17 protein-coding genes are annotated in these 17,743 nt (G+C 73.2%); 5 read left to right on the top strand and 12 right to left on the bottom strand.

What is annotated here, in order from left to right:
• Positions 1–18: 18 nt before the first annotated feature.
• From ABT129_RS30425 to ABT129_RS30400, 6 genes are all read right to left on the bottom strand, one after another.
• Positions 19–1,029, bottom strand: a complete 1,011-nt coding sequence (locus ABT129_RS30425) for a pyridoxal-phosphate dependent enzyme (RefSeq protein WP_351908011.1) — start codon at positions 1,027–1,029, stop codon at positions 19–21.
• Entirely contained in the window at positions 987–2,090 is a 1,104-nt protein-coding gene (locus ABT129_RS30420) for a GHMP family kinase ATP-binding protein (RefSeq protein WP_351908009.1), read from the bottom strand. Before ABT129_RS30420 ends, ABT129_RS30425 begins: the two co-directional genes overlap by 43 nt.
• Complete coding sequence (locus ABT129_RS30415; RefSeq protein ID WP_351908007.1) at positions 2,087–3,019, bottom strand: Rossmann-like domain-containing protein; 933 nt, start codon at positions 3,017–3,019, stop codon at positions 2,087–2,089. Before ABT129_RS30415 ends, ABT129_RS30420 begins: the two co-directional genes overlap by 4 nt.
• A 32-nt stretch (positions 3,020–3,051) precedes the next feature.
• A complete protein-coding gene (locus tag ABT129_RS30410; protein WP_351908005.1) occupies positions 3,052–3,840 on the bottom strand; it encodes an ABC transporter ATP-binding protein in 789 nt (262 codons plus the stop codon).
• Positions 3,837–4,919 (bottom strand): FecCD family ABC transporter permease, encoded by a 1,083-nt coding sequence (locus ABT129_RS30405; protein WP_351908003.1) that lies wholly within the window; start codon positions 4,917–4,919, stop codon positions 3,837–3,839. Before ABT129_RS30405 ends, ABT129_RS30410 begins: the two co-directional genes overlap by 4 nt.
• A gap of 208 nt (positions 4,920–5,127) precedes the next feature.
• Positions 5,128–6,177: an ABC transporter substrate-binding protein gene (locus ABT129_RS30400; protein WP_351908001.1), complete on the bottom strand. Its 1,050-nt coding sequence runs from the start codon at positions 6,175–6,177 to the stop codon at positions 5,128–5,130.
• Between the two features lie 152 nt (positions 6,178–6,329).
• On the opposite strand from ABT129_RS30400, the gene ABT129_RS30395 reads away from it, so the two are divergent.
• Positions 6,330–7,634 (top strand): MFS transporter, encoded by a 1,305-nt coding sequence (locus ABT129_RS30395; RefSeq protein WP_351907999.1) that lies wholly within the window; start codon positions 6,330–6,332, stop codon positions 7,632–7,634.
• Positions 7,635–7,703: 69 nt separating this feature from the next.
• On the opposite strand, the gene ABT129_RS30390 is transcribed toward ABT129_RS30395, so the two are convergent.
• The 6 genes from ABT129_RS30390 to ABT129_RS30365 all read right to left on the bottom strand — a co-directional run bounded on the left by ABT129_RS30390 (position 7,704) and on the right by ABT129_RS30365 (position 14,004).
• Positions 7,704–9,065, bottom strand: a complete 1,362-nt coding sequence (locus tag ABT129_RS30390) for a carotenoid oxygenase family protein (protein ID WP_351907997.1) — start codon at positions 9,063–9,065, stop codon at positions 7,704–7,706.
• A 151-nt stretch (positions 9,066–9,216) separates the two neighbouring features.
• On the bottom strand, positions 9,217–9,663 hold the full coding sequence (locus ABT129_RS30385) for an SRPBCC family protein (protein ID WP_351907995.1): 447 nt from the start codon (positions 9,661–9,663) through the stop codon (positions 9,217–9,219).
• Positions 9,664–9,779: 116 nt separating this feature from the next.
• On the bottom strand, positions 9,780–11,318 hold the full coding sequence (locus tag ABT129_RS30380; RefSeq protein WP_351907993.1) for an MFS transporter: 1,539 nt from the start codon (positions 11,316–11,318) through the stop codon (positions 9,780–9,782).
• Positions 11,319–11,410: 92 nt separating this feature from the next.
• Positions 11,411–11,989, bottom strand: coding sequence for a TetR/AcrR family transcriptional regulator (locus ABT129_RS30375; RefSeq protein WP_351907991.1), 579 nt, complete (start codon positions 11,987–11,989; stop codon positions 11,411–11,413).
• Positions 11,990–12,097: 108 nt separating this feature from the next.
• Positions 12,098–13,324: an ATP-binding protein gene (locus ABT129_RS30370; protein WP_351908061.1), complete on the bottom strand. Its 1,227-nt coding sequence runs from the start codon at positions 13,322–13,324 to the stop codon at positions 12,098–12,100.
• A gap of 20 nt (positions 13,325–13,344) precedes the next feature.
• On the bottom strand, positions 13,345–14,004 hold the full coding sequence (locus ABT129_RS30365) for a response regulator transcription factor (protein ID WP_351907989.1): 660 nt from the start codon (positions 14,002–14,004) through the stop codon (positions 13,345–13,347).
• An 89-nt stretch (positions 14,005–14,093) separates the two neighbouring features.
• On the opposite strand from ABT129_RS30365, the gene ABT129_RS30360 reads away from it, so the two are divergent.
• Genes ABT129_RS30360 through ABT129_RS30345 form a run of 4 tightly spaced genes read left to right on the top strand, consistent with a single transcriptional unit; the run spans position 14,094 to position 17,711 of the window.
• A complete protein-coding gene (locus tag ABT129_RS30360; protein ID WP_351907987.1) occupies positions 14,094–14,603 on the top strand; it encodes a hypothetical protein in 510 nt (169 codons plus the stop codon).
• Positions 14,600–15,694, top strand: a complete 1,095-nt coding sequence (locus tag ABT129_RS30355; RefSeq protein ID WP_351907985.1) for a peptidoglycan-binding protein — start codon at positions 14,600–14,602, stop codon at positions 15,692–15,694. The genes ABT129_RS30360 and ABT129_RS30355 overlap by 4 nt, the downstream gene beginning before the upstream one ends.
• On the top strand, positions 15,691–16,512 hold the full coding sequence (locus ABT129_RS30350) for an ABC transporter ATP-binding protein (RefSeq protein ID WP_351907983.1): 822 nt from the start codon (positions 15,691–15,693) through the stop codon (positions 16,510–16,512). Before ABT129_RS30355 ends, ABT129_RS30350 begins: the two co-directional genes overlap by 4 nt.
• Complete coding sequence (locus tag ABT129_RS30345; protein WP_351907981.1) at positions 16,512–17,711, top strand: ABC transporter permease; 1,200 nt, start codon at positions 16,512–16,514, stop codon at positions 17,709–17,711. The genes ABT129_RS30350 and ABT129_RS30345 overlap by 1 nt, the downstream gene beginning before the upstream one ends.
• Positions 17,712–17,743 lie beyond the last annotated feature (32 nt).

Raw genomic sequence — 17,743 nt, 5'->3', positions numbered from 1 at the left:
TCACGGGGGCTCGGTGTGTCACGGGGCCGGGGCCGGCCTGCGGTTCCAGGGCATGCGGGACCAGGGCAGGGTCAGCTCGGTGGGGTCGGAGACCTCCTGGGGGGTGAGGTGGTTGAGGGGCGCGGCCTCGTGGTGGCGGGCGTAGACGGTGTCGACGTAGCGGTGGCCGGTGTCGGGGGCGATGAACAGGACGGTTCGTCCGGGGGTGCGCTCGCGTTCGTGGCGGGCGGCGAGGTAGGCGGCGCCGGTCGACAGCCCCGCGAAGACGGCGTGGCGGCGCAGGAGGTCGACGGCGCCGGAGAGGGCGCTGTCGAAGGAGATCCAGTGCAGGGTGTCGTACAGCGCGTGGGAGACGTTTCCGAAGGGGATGGAGCTGCCGATGCCGGCGATGATGATGTCGGGGTCGGAGGTGTGCTGGGCACCGAAGGTGAGGCTTCCGTAGGGCTGCACGCCGACGAGTTCGACGTCGGCGGGGCCGTCGTCCGGCGTGCGGAGGTAGCGGGTGAGGGCTCCGGTCGAGGCGCCGGAGCCGACTCCGCCGACGACGGTGAGCGGGTCCGTGCCGGTCTCCTCGCGGACGCGGTCGGCGATCGCGCGGTAGCCGAGGTAGTGGATGTCGTCGTGGTACTGCCGCATCCAGTGGTACTCGGGGTGGTCGGCGAGGATCTCGTGGACCCTCGCGACGCGTCGTTTCTGGTCGAGCTTGAGGTCGTCGCAGGGCTCCATCCGTTCCAGCGTGGCGCCGAGGACGGCGAGTTGGGTGCGCAGGGTGTGGTCGACCGTCGTGGAGCCGATGATGTGGCAGCGCATGCCGTGCCGGTGGCAGGCCAGGGCGAGGGCGTACGCGTAGATGCCGCTGGAGCTGTCGAGGAGGGTGTCACCGCGCCGTACGACTCCGGTGTCGAGGAGGTGGCGGACCGCGGCGAGGGCGGAGACCACCTTCATCGTCTCGAAGCGCAGACAGACGAGCCGGTCGTCCAGGCGTATCAGGTCCGGCCGGCCGATCGCCTCGGCGATGTGCTGGTCCATTCGGGATCTCCCTGGGTGGTGGGCGTGGTCGTGAAGGTGCGGGTGGTGGGGATGCCGTGGGCGTTCAGGGCGTGCCGGCAGCCGCGTACGCGGTGCCGCAGGTCCGGCGTGGCCGGGTCGAACAGGACTCCCGCCACGGTGCCGCTGTGCGCGATCTGGACTCCCGCCGCCCCGGCCCGCCGGGCGACGGCCGTCAGCGCGTCGAACTCCGGGTGTCCGAGCACCTGTTGGCCGCGCCGGGCGCTGGCGGTGGCGACCTCGCCCAGGAGCGCGACATCGCCGGTGGTCATGGCCCGGCGCAGCAGCGCGCGCAGCCGCTCGAACTCCTCGACGTCGGCGTCGGAGGCCTCCCGTACGGGCAGGGCGAGGGTGTCGACGGGTGCGCCCCCGCCCAGGGCGCAGCCCACGACGACCAGGGGCGGCAGGGCGGCGCCGAGGACCTCGATGACCCGGCCCTGTCGCTGGGCGAAGAGGACCGGTGGGCCGTCGAGCATCAGCGGATCGCTCGCCAGCTCCGCCCGGACGGCCAGGCGGGCGACCGTCGCGGGGGCCAGGCGGAGTCCGTACGCGTCGGCGACGGCCCCGACGGTCGCGATGACGTCGCTGCTGGAGCTGCCCATGCCCAGCCCCACCGGCACGTCCCCGGTGAGCCGCAGCTCCCCGCCGCCGGCCGGCAGTCCGGTGCGCCGGGCGCACTCCTCGATCGTGAGGACCGCGGCCCGCGCGGCCTTCGTGCGGTCGGCGGGGACGACGGTGAGTGCGTGGGGCGGCGTTCCGGGACGGCGGACGAAGTCGGCGCGGCTGCCGGGGCCCGCCATGGGGAGGGTCACCAGACCCGCGCAGCGGCGTCCGTCGGCGTCGAGGAAGACTCCCTGGAGGAGTTCGCCGTGGTGGCAGGGGGCGTGTGCGGTACCGACGGGCGAGGAGCCGGTTTCGGTGGAGGGGGTGACGTTTTCGGTGGGGAGGGTGACGTTTTCGGTGCCCCTGGTGCGGCTGGGGCGGGCGCCGCTCTCCGTGCCGTGACGGATGGCGACGGTGGCCAGGTGAGGGGCGGGGATCATGCGCCGCCGCCCGTCCGGTACCGGTAGAGGACCGTCTCCTCCGCGCTGAACTGGGAGAACGGGAAGGGCTCCGCCGACAGCGCGGTCACTCCCGCGCCGAGGAAGGCACGGGCGACGGCGCTGCCGGTCTGCGCGTAGACGATCAGCGGGATGCCCCGGGAATGGCAGCGCTCCAGGATCGTGTCGAACGAGCCGTTGCTCAGCGTCATCCCGGTGGCGACGACGGCCTCGGCCCGGTCGAGGACCTCGTGCATGTCGTCCGTGACGGGGTCGCCCCACTGGGTGGCCCTGAGGTTGAAGTCGCAGGGCAGGGGTACGCCGCCGCGCTCGCGGATCGCCGCCACCAGGGGGTTCACCACACCGATGAGGCCGACCTTCGTGCCTTCCTCGATGTCGAGCAGGCCCGCGATGGCGGCGTCCCGGGCCTTCGCCCGTACCTCGGGGACACCGGCGGGGAGGGTGACGGGCTCGGCATCGCCCTCTTCGGCTGCCACCCGGTGCGGGCGGGTGTGGGAGAGGTAGGCGTCGAGGGCGGCGATCCGCAGCGGGCGCGGGGCGTCGCGCAGCAGGACGTCGAGCGGCGCGCCCGAGGAGTCGCGACAGATCTCCGGGGTGATCTCGCCGGCCTCGAAGGCGCAGCCGCCGAAGGTGCCGCCGAGGCGGACCAGGACGTACTGGTTGAGGTAGGTGGTGTCACCGCCGGCCAGCCGGGTGCCGTGGTGGATCCAGAACACGCTCGTCGCGACGAGCTCGGAGGGGAGCGGACCGTGGCCGCCGGACAGGACGTCGGCGATGAGCCGGTCGACGGAGACGGCGGAGGCGTCGACCACGGACGGGGCGCCGGAGCGAGGTGCAGCGACCGGCGCAGCGGTCGGCGCGGCGGTCGGCGCGGCGGTCGGCGTCGTGTGCAGAGGCGTGGGCTGGGACATGTGATTCCTTGTCATCGGGGAGGGGATTCGTTTCACCGGGCGGTCCGGAGTCGGGTGCCGACCGGCCCGCGGTAGGTCACGGTGGGGTGTCCGAGGGCGTCGGTGGTGAGTTCGGCGTCGACTTCGAAAACCTCGGCGAGGCGCTGGGCCGTCAGGACGGCGGCGGGCGGGCCGGAGGCGATCAGGCGGCCGTGGTGCAGGAGCAGCAGCCGGTCGCAGTACCGGGCGGCGAGGGACAGGTCGTGCAGGGCGACCAGGACGGTCCGGTCGGTCCCGGTCAGGAGTTCCATCAGCTCCAGTTGGTGTTTGACGTCGAGGTGGTTGGTGGGTTCGTCGAGGAGCAGTGCGTACGGCTGCTGGGCCAGCGCGCGGGCGATGTGGGCACGTTGCCGCTCGCCGCCCGAGAGCGCCTTCCAGGACCGGCCCGCGAGCGCGGTGAGCCCGACGACCTCCAGGGCCGCGGCGACGACAGCCCGGTCGTGGGCGTCCGCTCCGCGCCAGCGGTCCCGGAACGGGGTGCGGCCCAGGCCCACGACGTCGGCGACCCGTAGATCGCTGTCCGCGCCCGAGTCCTGTGCGACGAAGGCGACGTGACGGGCGATCCGGCGCGCGCTCCACTCCTGGACGGACTCTCCGTCGTAGCGGATCGTGCCGCCGTCGGGGGTGCGGAGACCTGCCAGGCAGCGCAGCAGGGAGGACTTGCCCGAGCCGTTGGGGCCGAGCAGTCCGACGGTCTCACCGGCGGCGACGGCCGCGCTGACCTCGCGTACCACGGGTGTTCCCGCGACCGACCAGCTCAGGTTCTCGACGGTGATCCTCACAGTTCACCCCGCTTGCGCAGGACGAGCAGGAACAGCGGTACGCCGAGCAGCGCGGTGATCACACCGACGGGAACCTCGCGGGGGGCGAAGGCGATCCGCGCGAGGGCGTCCGTCCACACCAGGAACACCGCGCCCGCGAGTGCCGTGTACGGCAGCAGCACCCGGTGCAGCGGGCCGACGAGGAACCGCACGCCGTGGGGGACGATCAGTCCGACGAAGCCGATGGCGCCGACGGTGGCCACCGCGACCGCGGTCAGCGCGGCCGTCACCACGAGCAGCAGCATCCTGGTGTGCCGTACGCCGATCCCGAGCGACGCGGCCGTGTCCGCGCCGAACGCGAGGCCGTCGAGGGCGTTCGAGCACAGCCAGGCGAGCACCAGGCCCAGCGGGGTGACGATCGCGGAGACCACGACCGTGTCCCAGCGGGCCGGTGCCATCGAGCCCAGCAACCAGTGGGTGACGGCCCGTGTGGTGTCCGCGTCGGCCGAGGCCATCAGGACCAGCGAGGTCAGCGCGGCGAGGAGCTGACCGACGACCACGCCGGTGAGGACGATGCGGACCGAGTCGAGTCCGGTCCGCCGCAGCAGGAGGAGGAGCAGGGCGAAGGAGAGCAGCGCGCCGGCGAGCGCGCCACCGGTGACGCCCAGCGTGCTCGCGCCGACCCCGAGGACGACGACGGTGACGGCTCCCGTCGACGCGCCCGAGGAGACACCGAGCAGGTAGGGGTCGGCGAGCGCGTTCCGGGTGAGCGCCTGGAGTACGGCGCCGCACACCGCGAGCGAGGCGCCCACCAGGGCGGCCATCAGGACGCGCGGCAGCCGCAGGTCCCAGATGAGGGAGTCGAGCAGCGGGGGCAGCGGTTCCACGTCCAGCCCGATCCGGGTGGCGAGGACGCGGGCGAGATCGGTCCAGCCGATGTCGGCGGTGCCGACGCGTACGGCTGCCGCGATCGAGCCCACCAGCGCGGCGACCGCGGCGAGGAGCAGGAGGAGGCGCGGGGGCGGATCGGTACGGGGGGACGCGGAGGACCCGGCCGACTCGGCGGCCCCAGCGGACCCACCGGACCCGGTGGACTCCACGGACCCGGCAGACCCGTCAGATCCGACGGACCCCACCGACCCAGCACCCCTGTTGGACCCGGCAGACCCGTCGGAACCAGCAGGCCCAGCAGGCCCTTTGGACCCGACGGTCCCGGCAGTCCCCACCGCCCCCGTGGAGTCCGTCTCCCGTCCGGGTTGCCTCGCCGACGGCAGCAACAGGTCCGCCGGTCCCGTGCTCGCCGACGGGTCAGCGGGCATGGCCGAGGTCCTTCATGCCCTGGGCGAGCAGCCCGAGGGCGTGGACGGAGCGCACCGAGGGGTCGAGTTCGATGCCGGGGACCTGGAGGATCTTGTTGTCCCGGACCGCGGCCAGCTTGGAGATCACCGGGTGTCCGGTCATCGTGGCGCGCTTCTCGGCGGCGCTGTCGCCGGGCCTGCCCCGCTCGGAGAGGTCACCGATCACGATGAAGTCCGGATCGCGTCTGGCGACTTCCTCCCAGGAGACCTCCGGCCAGTCCTCCGCGATGTCGTCGAAGGCGTTCTCGGCGCCGATGATCCGGCTCATCTCGCTGGGCAGGCTCGTGCCGCCCGCGACGTACGGCATGCCGTTGAAGACGGAGTACAGGTAGACGACGGTGGGCCGGTCCGCTCCCTGGGGGGCCTTGGCGGCGGTCTTCCCCGCCTCGGCGACGGCGGCGCGCTGATCGGCCGCGAGGGCGCCGGCCTTCTTCTCGGCGCCGAAGAGCTTGCCGAGGTTCTCGTAGTCGGAGAAGAGCAGCTCGAAGGGGGTCTTGCCGGCCGGGTTCTGCTGCGGGCAGTCGACGGCGCTGACGAAGGTGGGGACCTTGAGGGCGGCGAGTTCCTCGCGGGTGCCGGCGCGGTCCTTGGTGTAGAGGTCGGTGGAGCCGGCGACGACGAAGTCGGGCGTGGCAGCGCGGAGTTGCTCGCCGGTCGCGATCTTCGGGGCGATGACGGGGACCTTGGCGTAGGCGGCCTCGTACACCGCGGGGATCTTCGTCTTGAGGTTGGCCGTGCCCGCCATCCGGTCCTGGAGCCCGAGTTCGAGCAGGGTCTCGGTCGACGTCTGGTCAAGCGCGACGGTCCGGGCGGGCGGCCCGGCGAAGGAGACCTCGCGGCCGCAGCTGGTGACGGAGACCGTCCTGGCCGCGCCGGACCCGGCGGTCGGTCCGGCGGCGGGGCCGCCGGTGTCGCCGGAACCTCCGCCGGTCGTGGCGGAGCAGCCCGCGGTGGCGAGGGCGAGGGTCAGGGCGATGCCGAGACGGACGGGGTGGCGCATGGGTTCTCCGGTCTGGGAAGGGCGGCATGGGTGCGGTGGTGCACCGGGCAGGAGTGCCGCGTTCGAAGGGTACTGTAATGGCAATCATTTTCATTAACGACCCCGGGGGCGGTTCCGCGCACCGCTCCCCACCTCTGAGGAGTGACCCCACCGTGTCCACCACACCCACGCCGACCGCGAGCAAAGCCCCCGCCCCGCCCTCGCGTTCGGTCCTGACTGACCCGACCTTCCTGCGCCTCTGGGCCGGCACCACCGCCTCCGGTCTCGCGACCTGGGCCCTGCCCTTCGTCCTCGGGCTCGCCGTGCTCCACCGCGACCTCGGCGCCGCGGGCCTCGGCCTGGTCCTCGCCGCCCGTACCGTCGGCTTCCTCGCGGCCGTCGCCGTCGGAGGCGTACTCGCCGACCGGCACTCCCGCCGCGCGGTCGTCCTCTGGTCCGCCCTGGCGGCCGCGGCCGCCGCGCCGCTCCTCGCCGCCGGCCTCGGACGCTCGCTGGTGCTCATGACGGCCGCCGCCGCCCTCGCCGGCGCCGGACAGGGGGCCTGCCGCCCGGCCTTCCAGGCGCTCACCGCCGAGACCGTCGCACCCGAACGACGTCAGCAGGCCAACGCCGCCATGACCATGGCCGTACGCGGTTCCACCCTCGCCGGACCCGCCCTGACGGCGCTCCTCGCGGCCTTCCTCGACGTCCCCACGCTGCTGCTCGGCATCGGGCTGCTGTGGCTGGTCGCCGCGCTCGTCCCGGGCAAGGGCTCCACCGCCGCAGCCGTCACAGCCACCGGAACCACCTCCACGGCCGCAGCGACCGCGACCGCCGACGATCCCGCCCCGCGTGCGGGGTTCCGCGCCGAGTTCCTGGAGGGCATACGCGAGGCCCGGCGCCATCCCTGGTTCCTCGCGGGGCTGGGGGCGCTCGTCGCCGTCATCGCCCTGGGGTACTCCGCCACCAGCGTCGCCCTGCCCCTGATCAGCCGGGACCGCTACGGCACCGAGTGGGTCCTCGCCGCGGCCATGACCGCGTACACCGTCGGCGCGCTCGGCGGAGCCCTGCTCATCGCCCGACTGCGGCCGCGCTCCCAGGGCTGGGCCGCGTTCGCCGGGCTCGGCGCCTACGGAGTCGCGCCGCTCAGCCTGATGCTGCCGGTGCACCCGTTCGTCGTGGTCGCCGCGTACGCCGTCGCCGGGATCGGCATCGAGCTGTTCAACGTGCCCTGGTTCACCGCCACCCAGCGCGAGGTCGCCCCGGACAAGCTGGCCCGGGTCTCCTCGCTGGACTTCCTGGTGTCGTACGGCCTCGCGCCCGTCGGCCTCGCCCTGATCGCCCCCGCCATCGAGCACTTCGGCGTCACCGCCGTGCTCGCCACCTGCGCCGCCGCCTGCTTCCTGGTGCCCGCCGCCGCGGCCCTCGTCCCCACCGCCCGCCACTTCGCCCGTACGGCGCCGACCGCGAAGGAATGACGCCGCACGCGACGCACTCCCGGAGGACGGTTCGTGCCCGTCCTCCGGGAGTGCGTCCTGCCGAGCGGGTCAGGCGCGGTCGCCGCCGAGGGCCTCGTCGGGGATCCACGAGCCGTGGATGCCGGCGGTGACGCGGCGGGGCAGCTGGACCGCCGCGATCCGGTCCAGGTTCGAGGCGTCGAGGACGACCAGCCGCGAGGCGTCCTGTTTCAGGTCCGAGACCACCGTGAGGAGGTAGCCGTCGTCCTCACGCGTGGCGCCCTCCGCCGGGACGAACACCGCCTCGCTCGGGAGCCGGGCGTCGCCGACCTCGTGGATACGGCGGGCTCCCGTCGTACGGTCGTACTTGACGATCCCGTAGCCGCCGAAGCCGTTCCGGTCGGGGAACGACACGGCGTACTGGTAGCGGTGCTCCGCGCCGAGGAAGTCCTCGTTGAGGGTGGGGAACTCCACCGCCAGGTCGTCGACGATCCGCTCGTCGACCCGGCCGGTCGACAGGTCGATCACCCAACGGCGCGTGGAGGAGAGCGTGTTGGGCTCACTCCCCCGCCCGGGGGCGCCGACCCACCAGTTCCAGGAGAGCTGGAAGCCCTCCCGGTCGACGGTGGGTCCCTCCAGGACGATACGGCCCCGGTCGTCCTCGTAGGCGTTGGCCGCGTGCAGCATGCTGCCGGGCTCGATCGGGAACCAGCGGATGTGCCTCGCGCCGCCCGCGCCCCTGGGCATGACGCCGATCCGGGCGGGCTGGGCGTCGCTCCAGGCGTAGGGGATGCCGGAGTGCTCACCCGGGTCGAAGGTGACCGAGCCCTCGACGAAGACCACGTGATGCCGGGTGAGGGCGAAGTCGTGCTTGAGGGCCGCCGTCGCGCCCGGGATCTCGGCGGAGTGCGTGATCTCGCCGCTGGCGTCGGCGACGTGGTGGACCAGGTGGGGCGGGAAGGGCGAGGAGCCGAAGAAGTGCAGTTCGCCCGTGACCGGATCCGTCTTGGGGTGCGCGGTCATCGCGCCGCGCAGCTTGCCGCCGAAGTCGTACGCGCCCACGGTGTCCAGGTCCGCGCCGAGCTCGAAGGGAAGGTTGGCCTCGCACAGGGCGAGCAGGCGTCCGCCGTGCTCGATGACGTGCGTACCGGCCGTGCTGGCCGTGAGATCAGGACCCGACTCCGTCATGTACGGGGCGCCTTCGAGCGCGGGGGTCCGCACCCACCGGTTGCGGTACCACTCGGCCCGACCGTCCCTGAGCCGGATGCCGTGCACCATGCCGCTGCCCTTGAACCAGTGGGTCGGCGTGACACCGGGCTTGGGGTTGTGACTGTTGCGGATGAGCCGGCCCGAGAGCTCCGGCGGCAGGTTCCCCTCGACGGTGAGTCCGGTCGCGGTGATCTCGTCGACCGCGGGCTCGTAGTGGCCGGTCAGGAAGGGCTTGCTGGTCATGACGGGAGCCTCACTTCTCGATGTGCGGTGCGGTGTGCTGGGTGTGCTGGGTGCGGTGGGTGCGGTGTGCTGGGCGGCGACGTCCGGGTGCGGGGCGGGACGCTGGTGGGCTCGGTGCGTCACCTCGGCCGTGCGTCACACGGGCGGTACGTCACACGGTCCGCTCGGCCTCCGCCCGGGACTTCAGGGCGGTGAGCCAGCTCCGCAGGGACTGGTGCAGCGCCCGGCCGAGTTCCTCGGTCGCCGCGTCGACGGGGGCGCCGCTCCAGGACTCCTCGGTGCGGACGGTGACCCGGTCGCCGGTCCGCTCGAAGGTCCAGACGTGGATGCCGGTGATGCCGGCCGCGGGGCCGCCCCACACGATCCGCTCGCCGGGGACGAGTTCGCTCACCGTGGAGGTGATGTCCAGGCCGTGGGTCCTCCAGGTGAAGGAGGCTCCCGGGGCCAGCGGGCCGTTGAGGGCGGCCTGCTCGACGTCCGCGTTCCAGGCCGCCCATCCGTCGATGTCGGTGTGCAGCCGCCACACGGTCTCCAGCGGAGCGTCGACGGCCGTGGAAAGACGGACGATGACGGGGGCGGTGATGTCGATGGTCTGCATGGTGGGGCTTCCTTCTCTCGGTGGTGACGGTTCTCGGTGACGGGTCGTCGTGAGGAGCTGTGGCGACGAGCTCTGTGGTGATGAGGTGTGGTGACGAGCTGTCGTGACGGCCGGATTCAGCGCGTGGGCCGTGAGCGGCCCTGCCGCCGCGCGCCGCCGCGCCGGGTCGGCCGGGTCGCCTCGTCCCGCCCCATGACCCGCGCGGCGTCCCGCCCGGCAGCCCGCCCGGCCACGCGGCCGGAGAGCACCGGGGCCAGGACCGCTGCGACGGTCAGGACCGCGGCCGAGATCCCGAAGGCGGTGCGGTAGCCGGCGGTGAGGGCGTCCAGGTACGGAGCCTCGGTCTCCGCCCCGGCCGTGACGGAGCCCGCGAGGGTCGCCAGGAGGGCGAGGCCGATCGCTCCGCCGACCTGGCGGGTGGTGTTCACCAGGCCCCCGGCCAGCCCCGCGTCGGTCCGCGGGACTCCTTCGACGGACAAGGCGGTGAGCTGGACGAACGCGATCCCCAGGCCCAGCCCGATCAGGATGCTCGGACCGAGGACGTCGGTGAGGTAGCCACCGTCGGCACTGATCCGCGAGAGCCACAGCAGTCCGCCCGCCTCGGTGAGCAGCGCCGCCGTCACGGTCGCCGTCGGCCCGAACCGCCGGGCTATGCGCGGCGCCAGCGCCGAGCCGAGCAGGTTCGCTCCGGCGAGCGGAAGCTGTCCCAGGCCCGTCGTCAGGGGGCCGGAGCCCAGGACCTGTTGTTGGTAGAGGGGGAGGAAGAAGAACAGGGCGATCCATACGGAGCCCAGCAGCCCCATGAGCACGTTGCCGGCCCGGACCCCGCCCGCGGTGAACAGACGCGGGGGCAGCAGCGGATGCGGGTGCCGTCGCTCGATCAGGACGAACAGCGTGAGGAGTACGGCTGCCAGGGCGAAGGCCGCCACCACCCGGAGGTCCGTCCAGCCGGAGTGGCGGGCGCCGGTCAGCCCCCACACCAGGGCGGTCAGCGCGAGCGTCACGGTCGCGGCGCCCGGCAGGTCGAAGCGTCCGCCGCCCGCGGCGGGTGCGCAGGGCACGACCACCGCCGCGGCGACCAGGGCCAGGAGCGCTCCCGCCGCCACGGCGTGGAAGATCCACGGCCAGCCCCACGCCTGGGTGAGGAGGCCGCCCAGGAGGACCCCGGCAGCGGCGCCGGCGCCGGAGACCCCTCCCCACACCGCCAACGCCCTCCCCCTGCCCGGGCCGGGCGGGAACACCTCGGTCAGGAGGGCGAGCGCGGCCGGTGCGACGGCGGCCGCTCCGACGCCCTGCGCGGCACGGGCGGCGATGAGCGTCGCGGACGTGGTCGCCAGGCCGGCGGCCAGTGACGCGGTCCCGAAGAGCGCCAGGCCGACGAGCAGCACCCGGCGGCGGCCCCAGAGGTCCGCCGCACGCCCACCGGCGAGCAGCAGCGCCCCGAAGGCGAGACCGTAGGCGTTGACCACCCACGTGGTGCCGCTGTCCGAGAGGCCCGCTCCGGCCCGGATCCGAGGGAGCGCCACGTTCACGATCGAGGTGGCCAGCATGACGGTGAACTGCGCCCCGGCCAGGGCCGCGAGGGCGAACCGGGGGCGGGCCGTGACGTGCCGGGCGGTGACGCCGGGGGCTTCGACTCCAGGGTGTTTCTGCACGACACTCCTTATTGTGTGGTCAACCACTCACACTCGCGGCCGAAGAACGGGCGGGGCAGTGACGCCCCGCCGGGGACCCGCGCGGTCGCGGGTCAGTAGTGCCTGATGCCCGCCGACAACGTCCGGCTCCAGGGCGCGTCCACCTCGTCCGCCCCCGTCGACGCGATCAGATGACACAGCATGCCCAGGGCGAAGAACTCCTGGACCTGCCGCTCGCTGCCACCCGAGGCCCCGCGCACGTACTCCACGAGGCGGGCGTAGCCCTGGCGCACGGCCTCGCGGACGGCCGGCTCGGAGGCCGCGGCCGCCTGCGCCTGGAGCTGGACCAGCATCAGGTCACCGTCGCCGTCCTCACCGGTGATCAACTTGGCGTACGAGTCCCCCATGGCGTCGAGGACCACCTCGGGGGAGCCGCCCGGCGCCTCGGCCACCGCCTGCTCCAGGTTGGCCCGCACCCGCACGAAGCAGTGCTCGACGACGGCGACGAACAGGGACTCCTTGTTCGGGAAGAGCCGGTAGACGTAGGCCTGGGAGATGCCGGCCGCCTTGGCGACCTCGGTCGTCGTCGTACCGAAGTACCCCCGTGCGGCGAAGGCGCCGATGGCGGTCCGCAGCACGGTCGCGCGGCGCTCTTCGGCGGTGGACAGCTGGCGGGGGCGTTCGGTCTTCATGTGAGTACTTAACCACTCACACTTTCTTCTCGTCAAGAACCGTCACGAGTGGGAGGCCGTGACGACCCCAAGTCCGTCGTGACATCGGGATGTCACGTCTGAAGGGCGTCACGAGCCGAATCGCACCCGCACCGTCAGCCCTCCGCCCTCCGCGTTCGGGAACGCCTCTGTCGTCGCGTCGTGGGCGCGGGCGATCGACTCGACGATCGAGAGGCCCAGGCCCGCTCCCTCGCCGGGGGCGTGGGTGCGTTCCGTGAGGCGGCGGAAGGGTTCGAAGAGGAGCGGGACCGTGCCGGGCGGGATCTCGGGGCCGGTGTTCGTCACCTCGATGCCGCTCGGGCCGGTACGGACCTCCACACGGCCGTCGGGGAGGTTGTGCCGCAGTCCGTTCGCCACCAGGTTGTGGACCAGCCGGTCAAGGAGCACCGCGTCGCCGTCGACCGTCAGCGGCTCGGCCCGTACGGAGACCGTCACGTCGCGCTCCGCCGCCTCCGCCGCCAGCGCGTCGACCGCGTCGCGGGCCACCTCGTGCACCGCCACCGGCCGACGTTCCCTCAGCCCCTGGTCGGAGGCGGCGAGCAGCAGCAGTCCCTCGATGATCCGCTCGCTGTCGTCGGCGACCTCGATCAGCTTCCCCCGGATCCGGGCGACCCGCTCCGGCGAGGGCTCCCCCGCGAGTCCGATCTCGGCCGCCGCCCGCTGGACGGCGACCGGGGTGCGCAGCTCGTGCGCCGCGTTGGCCGCGAACCGCTGCTGGGCGGAGACGAGCCGTTCCATCCGGCCGAGCATCCCGTCGAAGGTGTCGGCGAGCCGCTTCAACTCGCCCGGCGGGCCGTCGAGCGCGATCCTCTCGTGCAGGTTCTCCCCCGAGAGCCGGCGGGCGGTCTCCGTGATCACCGCCACCGGCCGAAGGACCCGGCCCGCCATCCACCACGCGAGGGCGACGGAGAGCACCGCGTACACGACCAGGACGGCGAGCGAGACCGTCAGGAGGCGTTCGAGGGCCGCCGACTCCGCCGCGTCGCTCACCGACCGCGTGATCGCGAGCACCTCGCTGGGGAGCCTCGTCCCCGGGCTCGGGCCGGGGCTCGCGGGCGCCGCGCTGACCCACCCGGCGCTCGGAAAGGCCGTCGGATAGGACGTCGGATACGCCGTCGGGTAGGGGCTCGGCAGGTCTTCGAGACGCTGCGCCGGTACGGTCCCGGTGACGGCCAGGCTGATCGACGAGTAGAGGCCCTCCTTCACGAGCAGGTACACGACCCCCGTCAGGAGCGCGCCCGCGAGGAGCAGCAGTCCGCCGTACAGGGCCGTCAGGCGGGCCCGCTCCCCCGCCACCACCCGATGCGCGACCCGCCTCACGACGCGATCCGGTAGCCGGAGCCCGGCACGGTCTCCACGACCGGCGGCTCACCGAGCTTCGCCCGCAGCTTGCTGAGGGTGACGCGTACCGCGTTCGTGCGGTAGCTCGTGTGCTCCTCCCAGACCTGCTCGATCAGGTCCTCGCCGCTGACCACCGCTCCCTCGGCCCGCAGCAGGGACTCAAGGACGGCGAACTCCTTGCGGGAGAGCTGCAGATGGCGCCCGTCCCGGCTGGCCTGCCGGCGTGCGGTGTCCAGGACGATCCCGGCCCGTTCGAGGACCGGGGGCAGCGCCGGCCGGGCGCGCCGGCCGAGCGCGAGGACGCGTGCGAGCAGTTCGTCGTACGCGAAGGGCTTCGCCAGGTAGTCGTCGGCGCCGAGACCGAGGCCCTCGACCCGGTCCCGTACCGTGCCCGCCGCCGTCAGCATCAGCACCCGGGTCATCAGCCGCTGCTCGACCACACGGCGGCAGACGTCGTCGCCGTGCATCCCGGGCAGGTCCCGGTCGAGGACGAGGACGTCGTACTCGCCCAGCCGCAGTTTCCGCAGGGCTTCGAGGCCGTCGGCCGCGACGTCCACGGCGAGCGCGTCGCGGCGCAGCCCCTCGGCGATCATCTCGGCGAGAAACGCCTCGTCCTCCACCACCAGTACGCGCATGCCCCCTGTGTATCCGAAAGGGACCTTTCGTCGGTGTAAACGAAACCGCTGAGGGAAACGAAACATCCCTTCGCGGCACGCTCCACGCCATGACCATTCGACGGATCACCCGCACGGCCGCCGCCCCTGTCCTGGCCGCCGCCCTCGCCCTCCTCGCCACCGCCTGCTCGGGCTCGGACACCTCTTCCTCCGGGAGCGGCAGGAACGACGGCGGTGTCAGCGAGGAGGGCAAGAAGGCCGACCAGGCCTTCGAGCACCGCAAGTGCCTGCGCGAGCAGGGCCTCGACGTGCCCGAGCCCAAGCCGGGCGAGCAGGGAGTCGGGCTCACCATCGGCGGCGACGGCATGTCGAAGGAGAAGATGGAGAAGGCGTTCAAGGCCTGTCAGGGCAAGGCAGCCGCCGCCGGGTTCGGGAAGGAGCCGACGCAGGCCGACAAGGACAAGGCCCTCGCGTTCGCCAAGTGCATGCGCGAGAACGGCTTCAACATGCCCGACCCGAAGTTCGACGGTGGCGCGCAGGCCGCCATGCCGATACCCCAGGGCGCGGAGAAGCAGAAGTTCGACAAGGCCAACAAGGCGTGCGAGAGCGTGAACCGATGAGCGGCCACGAGCGCCCGATGGCCAGGCGGCGGCTCGTGCTCGCCCTCGCGGCGATCGTGGCCGTGGCGGGTGGCGGCGCCGCCGTCACCGCCGTCTCCGCGCCGGACGGGCCCCGCGAGGGAGCCACCGGCTCCGCGGACTCCAAGGGGCTGCCGCCCGCGACGGCCGCCGTCACCCGGGGCGACCTCAGTGACAGTTCGCAGCAGGACGGCACGCTGGGCCACCTCGGCGAACGGAAGATCAACGCCGGTCCCGCCGGGGTCCTCACCTGGATCGCGGCCGCCGGTTCGGTCGTCGAGCGGGACGAGCGGCTCTACGAGGTCGAGGGTGTCCCGGTCCGGCTGATGTACGGCGCCGAACCCATGTACCGGACGCTGAAGACCGGCGACAAGGGCAAGGACGTCCGCCAGCTGGAGGAGAACCTCGCCGCCCTCGGGTACGTCGGCTTCGACGTCGACGAGGAGTACACGGCGAAGACGGCCGCCGCCGTCAAGCGCTGGCAGAAGTCCCACGACCTCGAGCAGACCGGCACGGTCGGACCCGACCAGATCGCCTTCGCGGGCAGCGCGGTACGGGTCAAGCAGGCGGGTGCCGCGCCCGGCGACCGGACCTCGCCGGGCGGTCCGGTGCTCACCGTGACCGGCTCCGAGCGGGTCGTCCAGTTCAGGATCCCGGTGCCGGAGGCCGCGTCGGCGAAGACCGGGACCCGGGTGAAGGTGCGGCTGCCGGACGGCACGGAGCTGCCGGGGAAGGTGTCCGCCGTCGGAAAGACCGCGTCGGCGGGCGACGATCCGCAGGACCAAACACCGAAGATCCCCGTCACCGTCTCCTTCGACGACCCGGGGAAGGTCGAGGGCATCGACCAGTCCCCCGTCACCGTCGACCTCACCGGCGAGACGCGCCGGGACGTCCTCTCCGTACCCGTCAACGCGCTGCTCGCCCTGCCCGGCGGCGGCTTCGGCGTCCAGGTCGTCGAGAACGGAACCGCCCGCGACGTGAAGGTCGAGCTCGGCATGTTCGGGCAGGGCCGCGTCGAGGTCAGCGGCGACGGGCTGCGCGAGGGCACGAAGGTCGGGGTGCCGTCCGCATGACCACGGTGGTACGGCTCCGCGGAGTCACCAAGGAGTACGCGGGCGGCGTCCGCGCCCTCGACGGCGTCGACCTCACCGTCGGCGAAGGGGAACTGCTCGGCATCGTCGGGCCGTCCGGATCCGGCAAGTCGACGCTGCTGCACATCATCGGCACCCTGGACCGGCCCAGCGCCGGCACGGTCGAGATCGCCGGGTACGACATCGCCTCGCTCAGCGACCGCCGGCTATCCGCCCTGCGCGCGCGCCGCATCGGCTTCGTCTTCCAGGCCTTCCATCTCGTGCCGGGCGTGGGCGCCCTGGAGAACGTGGCCGAGGGGCTGCTGTACTCCGGGCTGCCCCGGGCCCGGCGGCGGCGGATGGCCGCCGAGGCGCTGGCCCGGGTCGGCCTCGCCGACCGGCTGAAGCACCGGCCGCACGAGCTGTCGGGCGGCCAGAAGCAGCGCGTCGCCATCGCGCGGGCGGTGGTGGGCGAACCGGCCCTGCTGCTGGCGGACGAACCGACGGGCGCGCTGGACTCCGCGTCCGGGGAGGCGGTGATGACGCTCCTGCACGAGCTCAACGCGGAGGGCGCGACGATCGCGGTCATCACGCACGACACGGAGATCGCGGGGCGCCTGCCGCGGCAGGTACGGATTCGGGACGGGCGCGTGGTGGAGGACACGGGGCACGGGGGCGGCGAGCCCTTCGTCTCCCCCGACGGGTCGCCGGTCGGCGGGGACTCCGGTGATGCCGGCGACTCGGGTACTTCGGGTGATGCCGGTGATGCCAGTGGCTCCGGTACCTCCGGTGACTCCGGTGGCGGAAAGGTCGCGGCCTGATGCCCCGTACGAAACTCGCGGCCGCCCGGCTCGGGCCGCGCGATGTCCTCCACGTCGGGTCCGCCGGACTGCGCAGCCGGCCCGTACGGGTGGTGCTGTCCGCCCTCGGAATCGCCATCGGGATCGCCACGATGATCGCGGTGGTGGGCATCTCGGCCTCCAGCCAGGCCCAGTTGCTGCGACAGCTCGACGCGCTCGGCACGAACATGCTGGTCGCCAAGCCGGGCGAGGGGATGTTCAGCGGGCAGGAGGTCAAGCTGCCCAAGGACGCGGTGGGCATGGTCGGCCGGATCGCGGGCGTGGAGGAGGCCGCCGGGACCGGCGACCTCAGGAGCTCGGTGCGCCGCTCCGAGAAGATCCCGGAGGCCGAGACCGGCGGGATCGCGGTGAAGGCGGCCACCGAGGGACTCCTCGGCGTGCTGCGCGGTGGGACGGCGGCCGGCACCTGGCTGAACGCCGCCAACGGCCGCTACCCGTCCGTGGTCCTCGGCCATGTCGCGGCCGAGCGGCTCGGCATCACCCGGCCGGGGCAGCAGGTCTGGATCGACGACCGGTACTTCACGGTCATCGGCGTACTGGACCCGCTGCCGCTCGCACCCGAGATCGAGCGCTCGGCGCTGGTCGGCTGGGAGGGCGCGGGACGGCTGCTGGGCTTCGACGGTCATCCGACGACGGTGTACGAGCGGTCCACCGACGCGTCCGTGGAGGAGGTCCAGCGGCTCCTCGCCCCGACCATCGACCCGCAGAACCCGCAGAACGTGTCGGTCGGCGATCCGTCCTCGGCGCTGAAGGCCAAGGCCGCTACGGAGGGGGCGTTCTCCACGCTGCTGCTCGGGCTCGGGGGGATCGCACTCCTGGTGGGTGGGGTCGGTGTGGCCAACACCATGATCATCTCGGTCCTCGAACGCCGCCACGAGATCGGCCTGCGCCGGTCGCTGGGCGCGACGAGGGGGCAGATCAGGATCCAGTTCGTGACGGAGTCCCTGATGCTCTCCGGCCTCGGCGGTCTGGCGGGCGTGGCGCTCGGCGGGGCGGCGACGGGGGTGTACGCGTCCACGGGCGGGCTGCCGTGGGTCGTACCGCTGTGGGCGGTGGGCGGCGGCTTCGCCGCGACGCTCGCGATCGGCACGGTGGCGGGCCTGTACCCGGCGGTCCGGGCCTCACGCCTGTCACCGACGCTGGCCCTGGCGACGGCGTAGGCCCTTCCCTGCCCGCACGGATCACCTCCGTG

Source organism: Streptomyces sp. NPDC002057 (assembly GCF_040296665.1).
GTDB lineage: Bacteria > Actinomycetota > Actinomycetes > Streptomycetales > Streptomycetaceae > Streptomyces.
This window is presented reverse-complemented; position numbering and strand designations above follow the sequence as displayed.

What these genes read in the sequence shown, in the direction of transcription:
- ABT129_RS30425 (WP_351908011.1), bottom strand. Translation starts at nt 1,029, where the DNA reads ATGGACCAGCACATCGCCGAGGCGATCGGCCGGCCGGACCTGATACGC.
- ABT129_RS30420 (WP_351908009.1), bottom strand. Translation starts at nt 2,090, where the DNA reads ATGATCCCCGCCCCTCACCTGGCCACCGTCGCCATCCGTCACGGCACG.
- ABT129_RS30415 (WP_351908007.1), bottom strand. Translation starts at nt 3,019, where the DNA reads ATGTCCCAGCCCACGCCTCTGCACACGACGCCGACCGCCGCGCCGACC.
- ABT129_RS30400 (WP_351908001.1), bottom strand. Translation starts at nt 6,177, where the DNA reads ATGCGCCACCCCGTCCGTCTCGGCATCGCCCTGACCCTCGCCCTCGCC.
- ABT129_RS30390 (WP_351907997.1), bottom strand. Translation starts at nt 9,065, where the DNA reads ATGACCAGCAAGCCCTTCCTGACCGGCCACTACGAGCCCGCGGTCGAC.
- ABT129_RS30385 (WP_351907995.1), bottom strand. Translation starts at nt 9,663, where the DNA reads ATGCAGACCATCGACATCACCGCCCCCGTCATCGTCCGTCTTTCCACG.
- ABT129_RS30375 (WP_351907991.1), bottom strand. Translation starts at nt 11,989, where the DNA reads ATGAAGACCGAACGCCCCCGCCAGCTGTCCACCGCCGAAGAGCGCCGC.
- ABT129_RS30365 (WP_351907989.1), bottom strand. Translation starts at nt 14,004, where the DNA reads ATGCGCGTACTGGTGGTGGAGGACGAGGCGTTTCTCGCCGAGATGATC.
- ABT129_RS30360 (WP_351907987.1), top strand. Translation starts at nt 14,094, where the DNA reads ATGACCATTCGACGGATCACCCGCACGGCCGCCGCCCCTGTCCTGGCC.
- ABT129_RS30355 (WP_351907985.1), top strand. Translation starts at nt 14,600, where the DNA reads ATGAGCGGCCACGAGCGCCCGATGGCCAGGCGGCGGCTCGTGCTCGCC.
- ABT129_RS30350 (WP_351907983.1), top strand. Translation starts at nt 15,691, where the DNA reads ATGACCACGGTGGTACGGCTCCGCGGAGTCACCAAGGAGTACGCGGGC.
- ABT129_RS30345 (WP_351907981.1), top strand. Translation starts at nt 16,512, where the DNA reads ATGCCCCGTACGAAACTCGCGGCCGCCCGGCTCGGGCCGCGCGATGTC.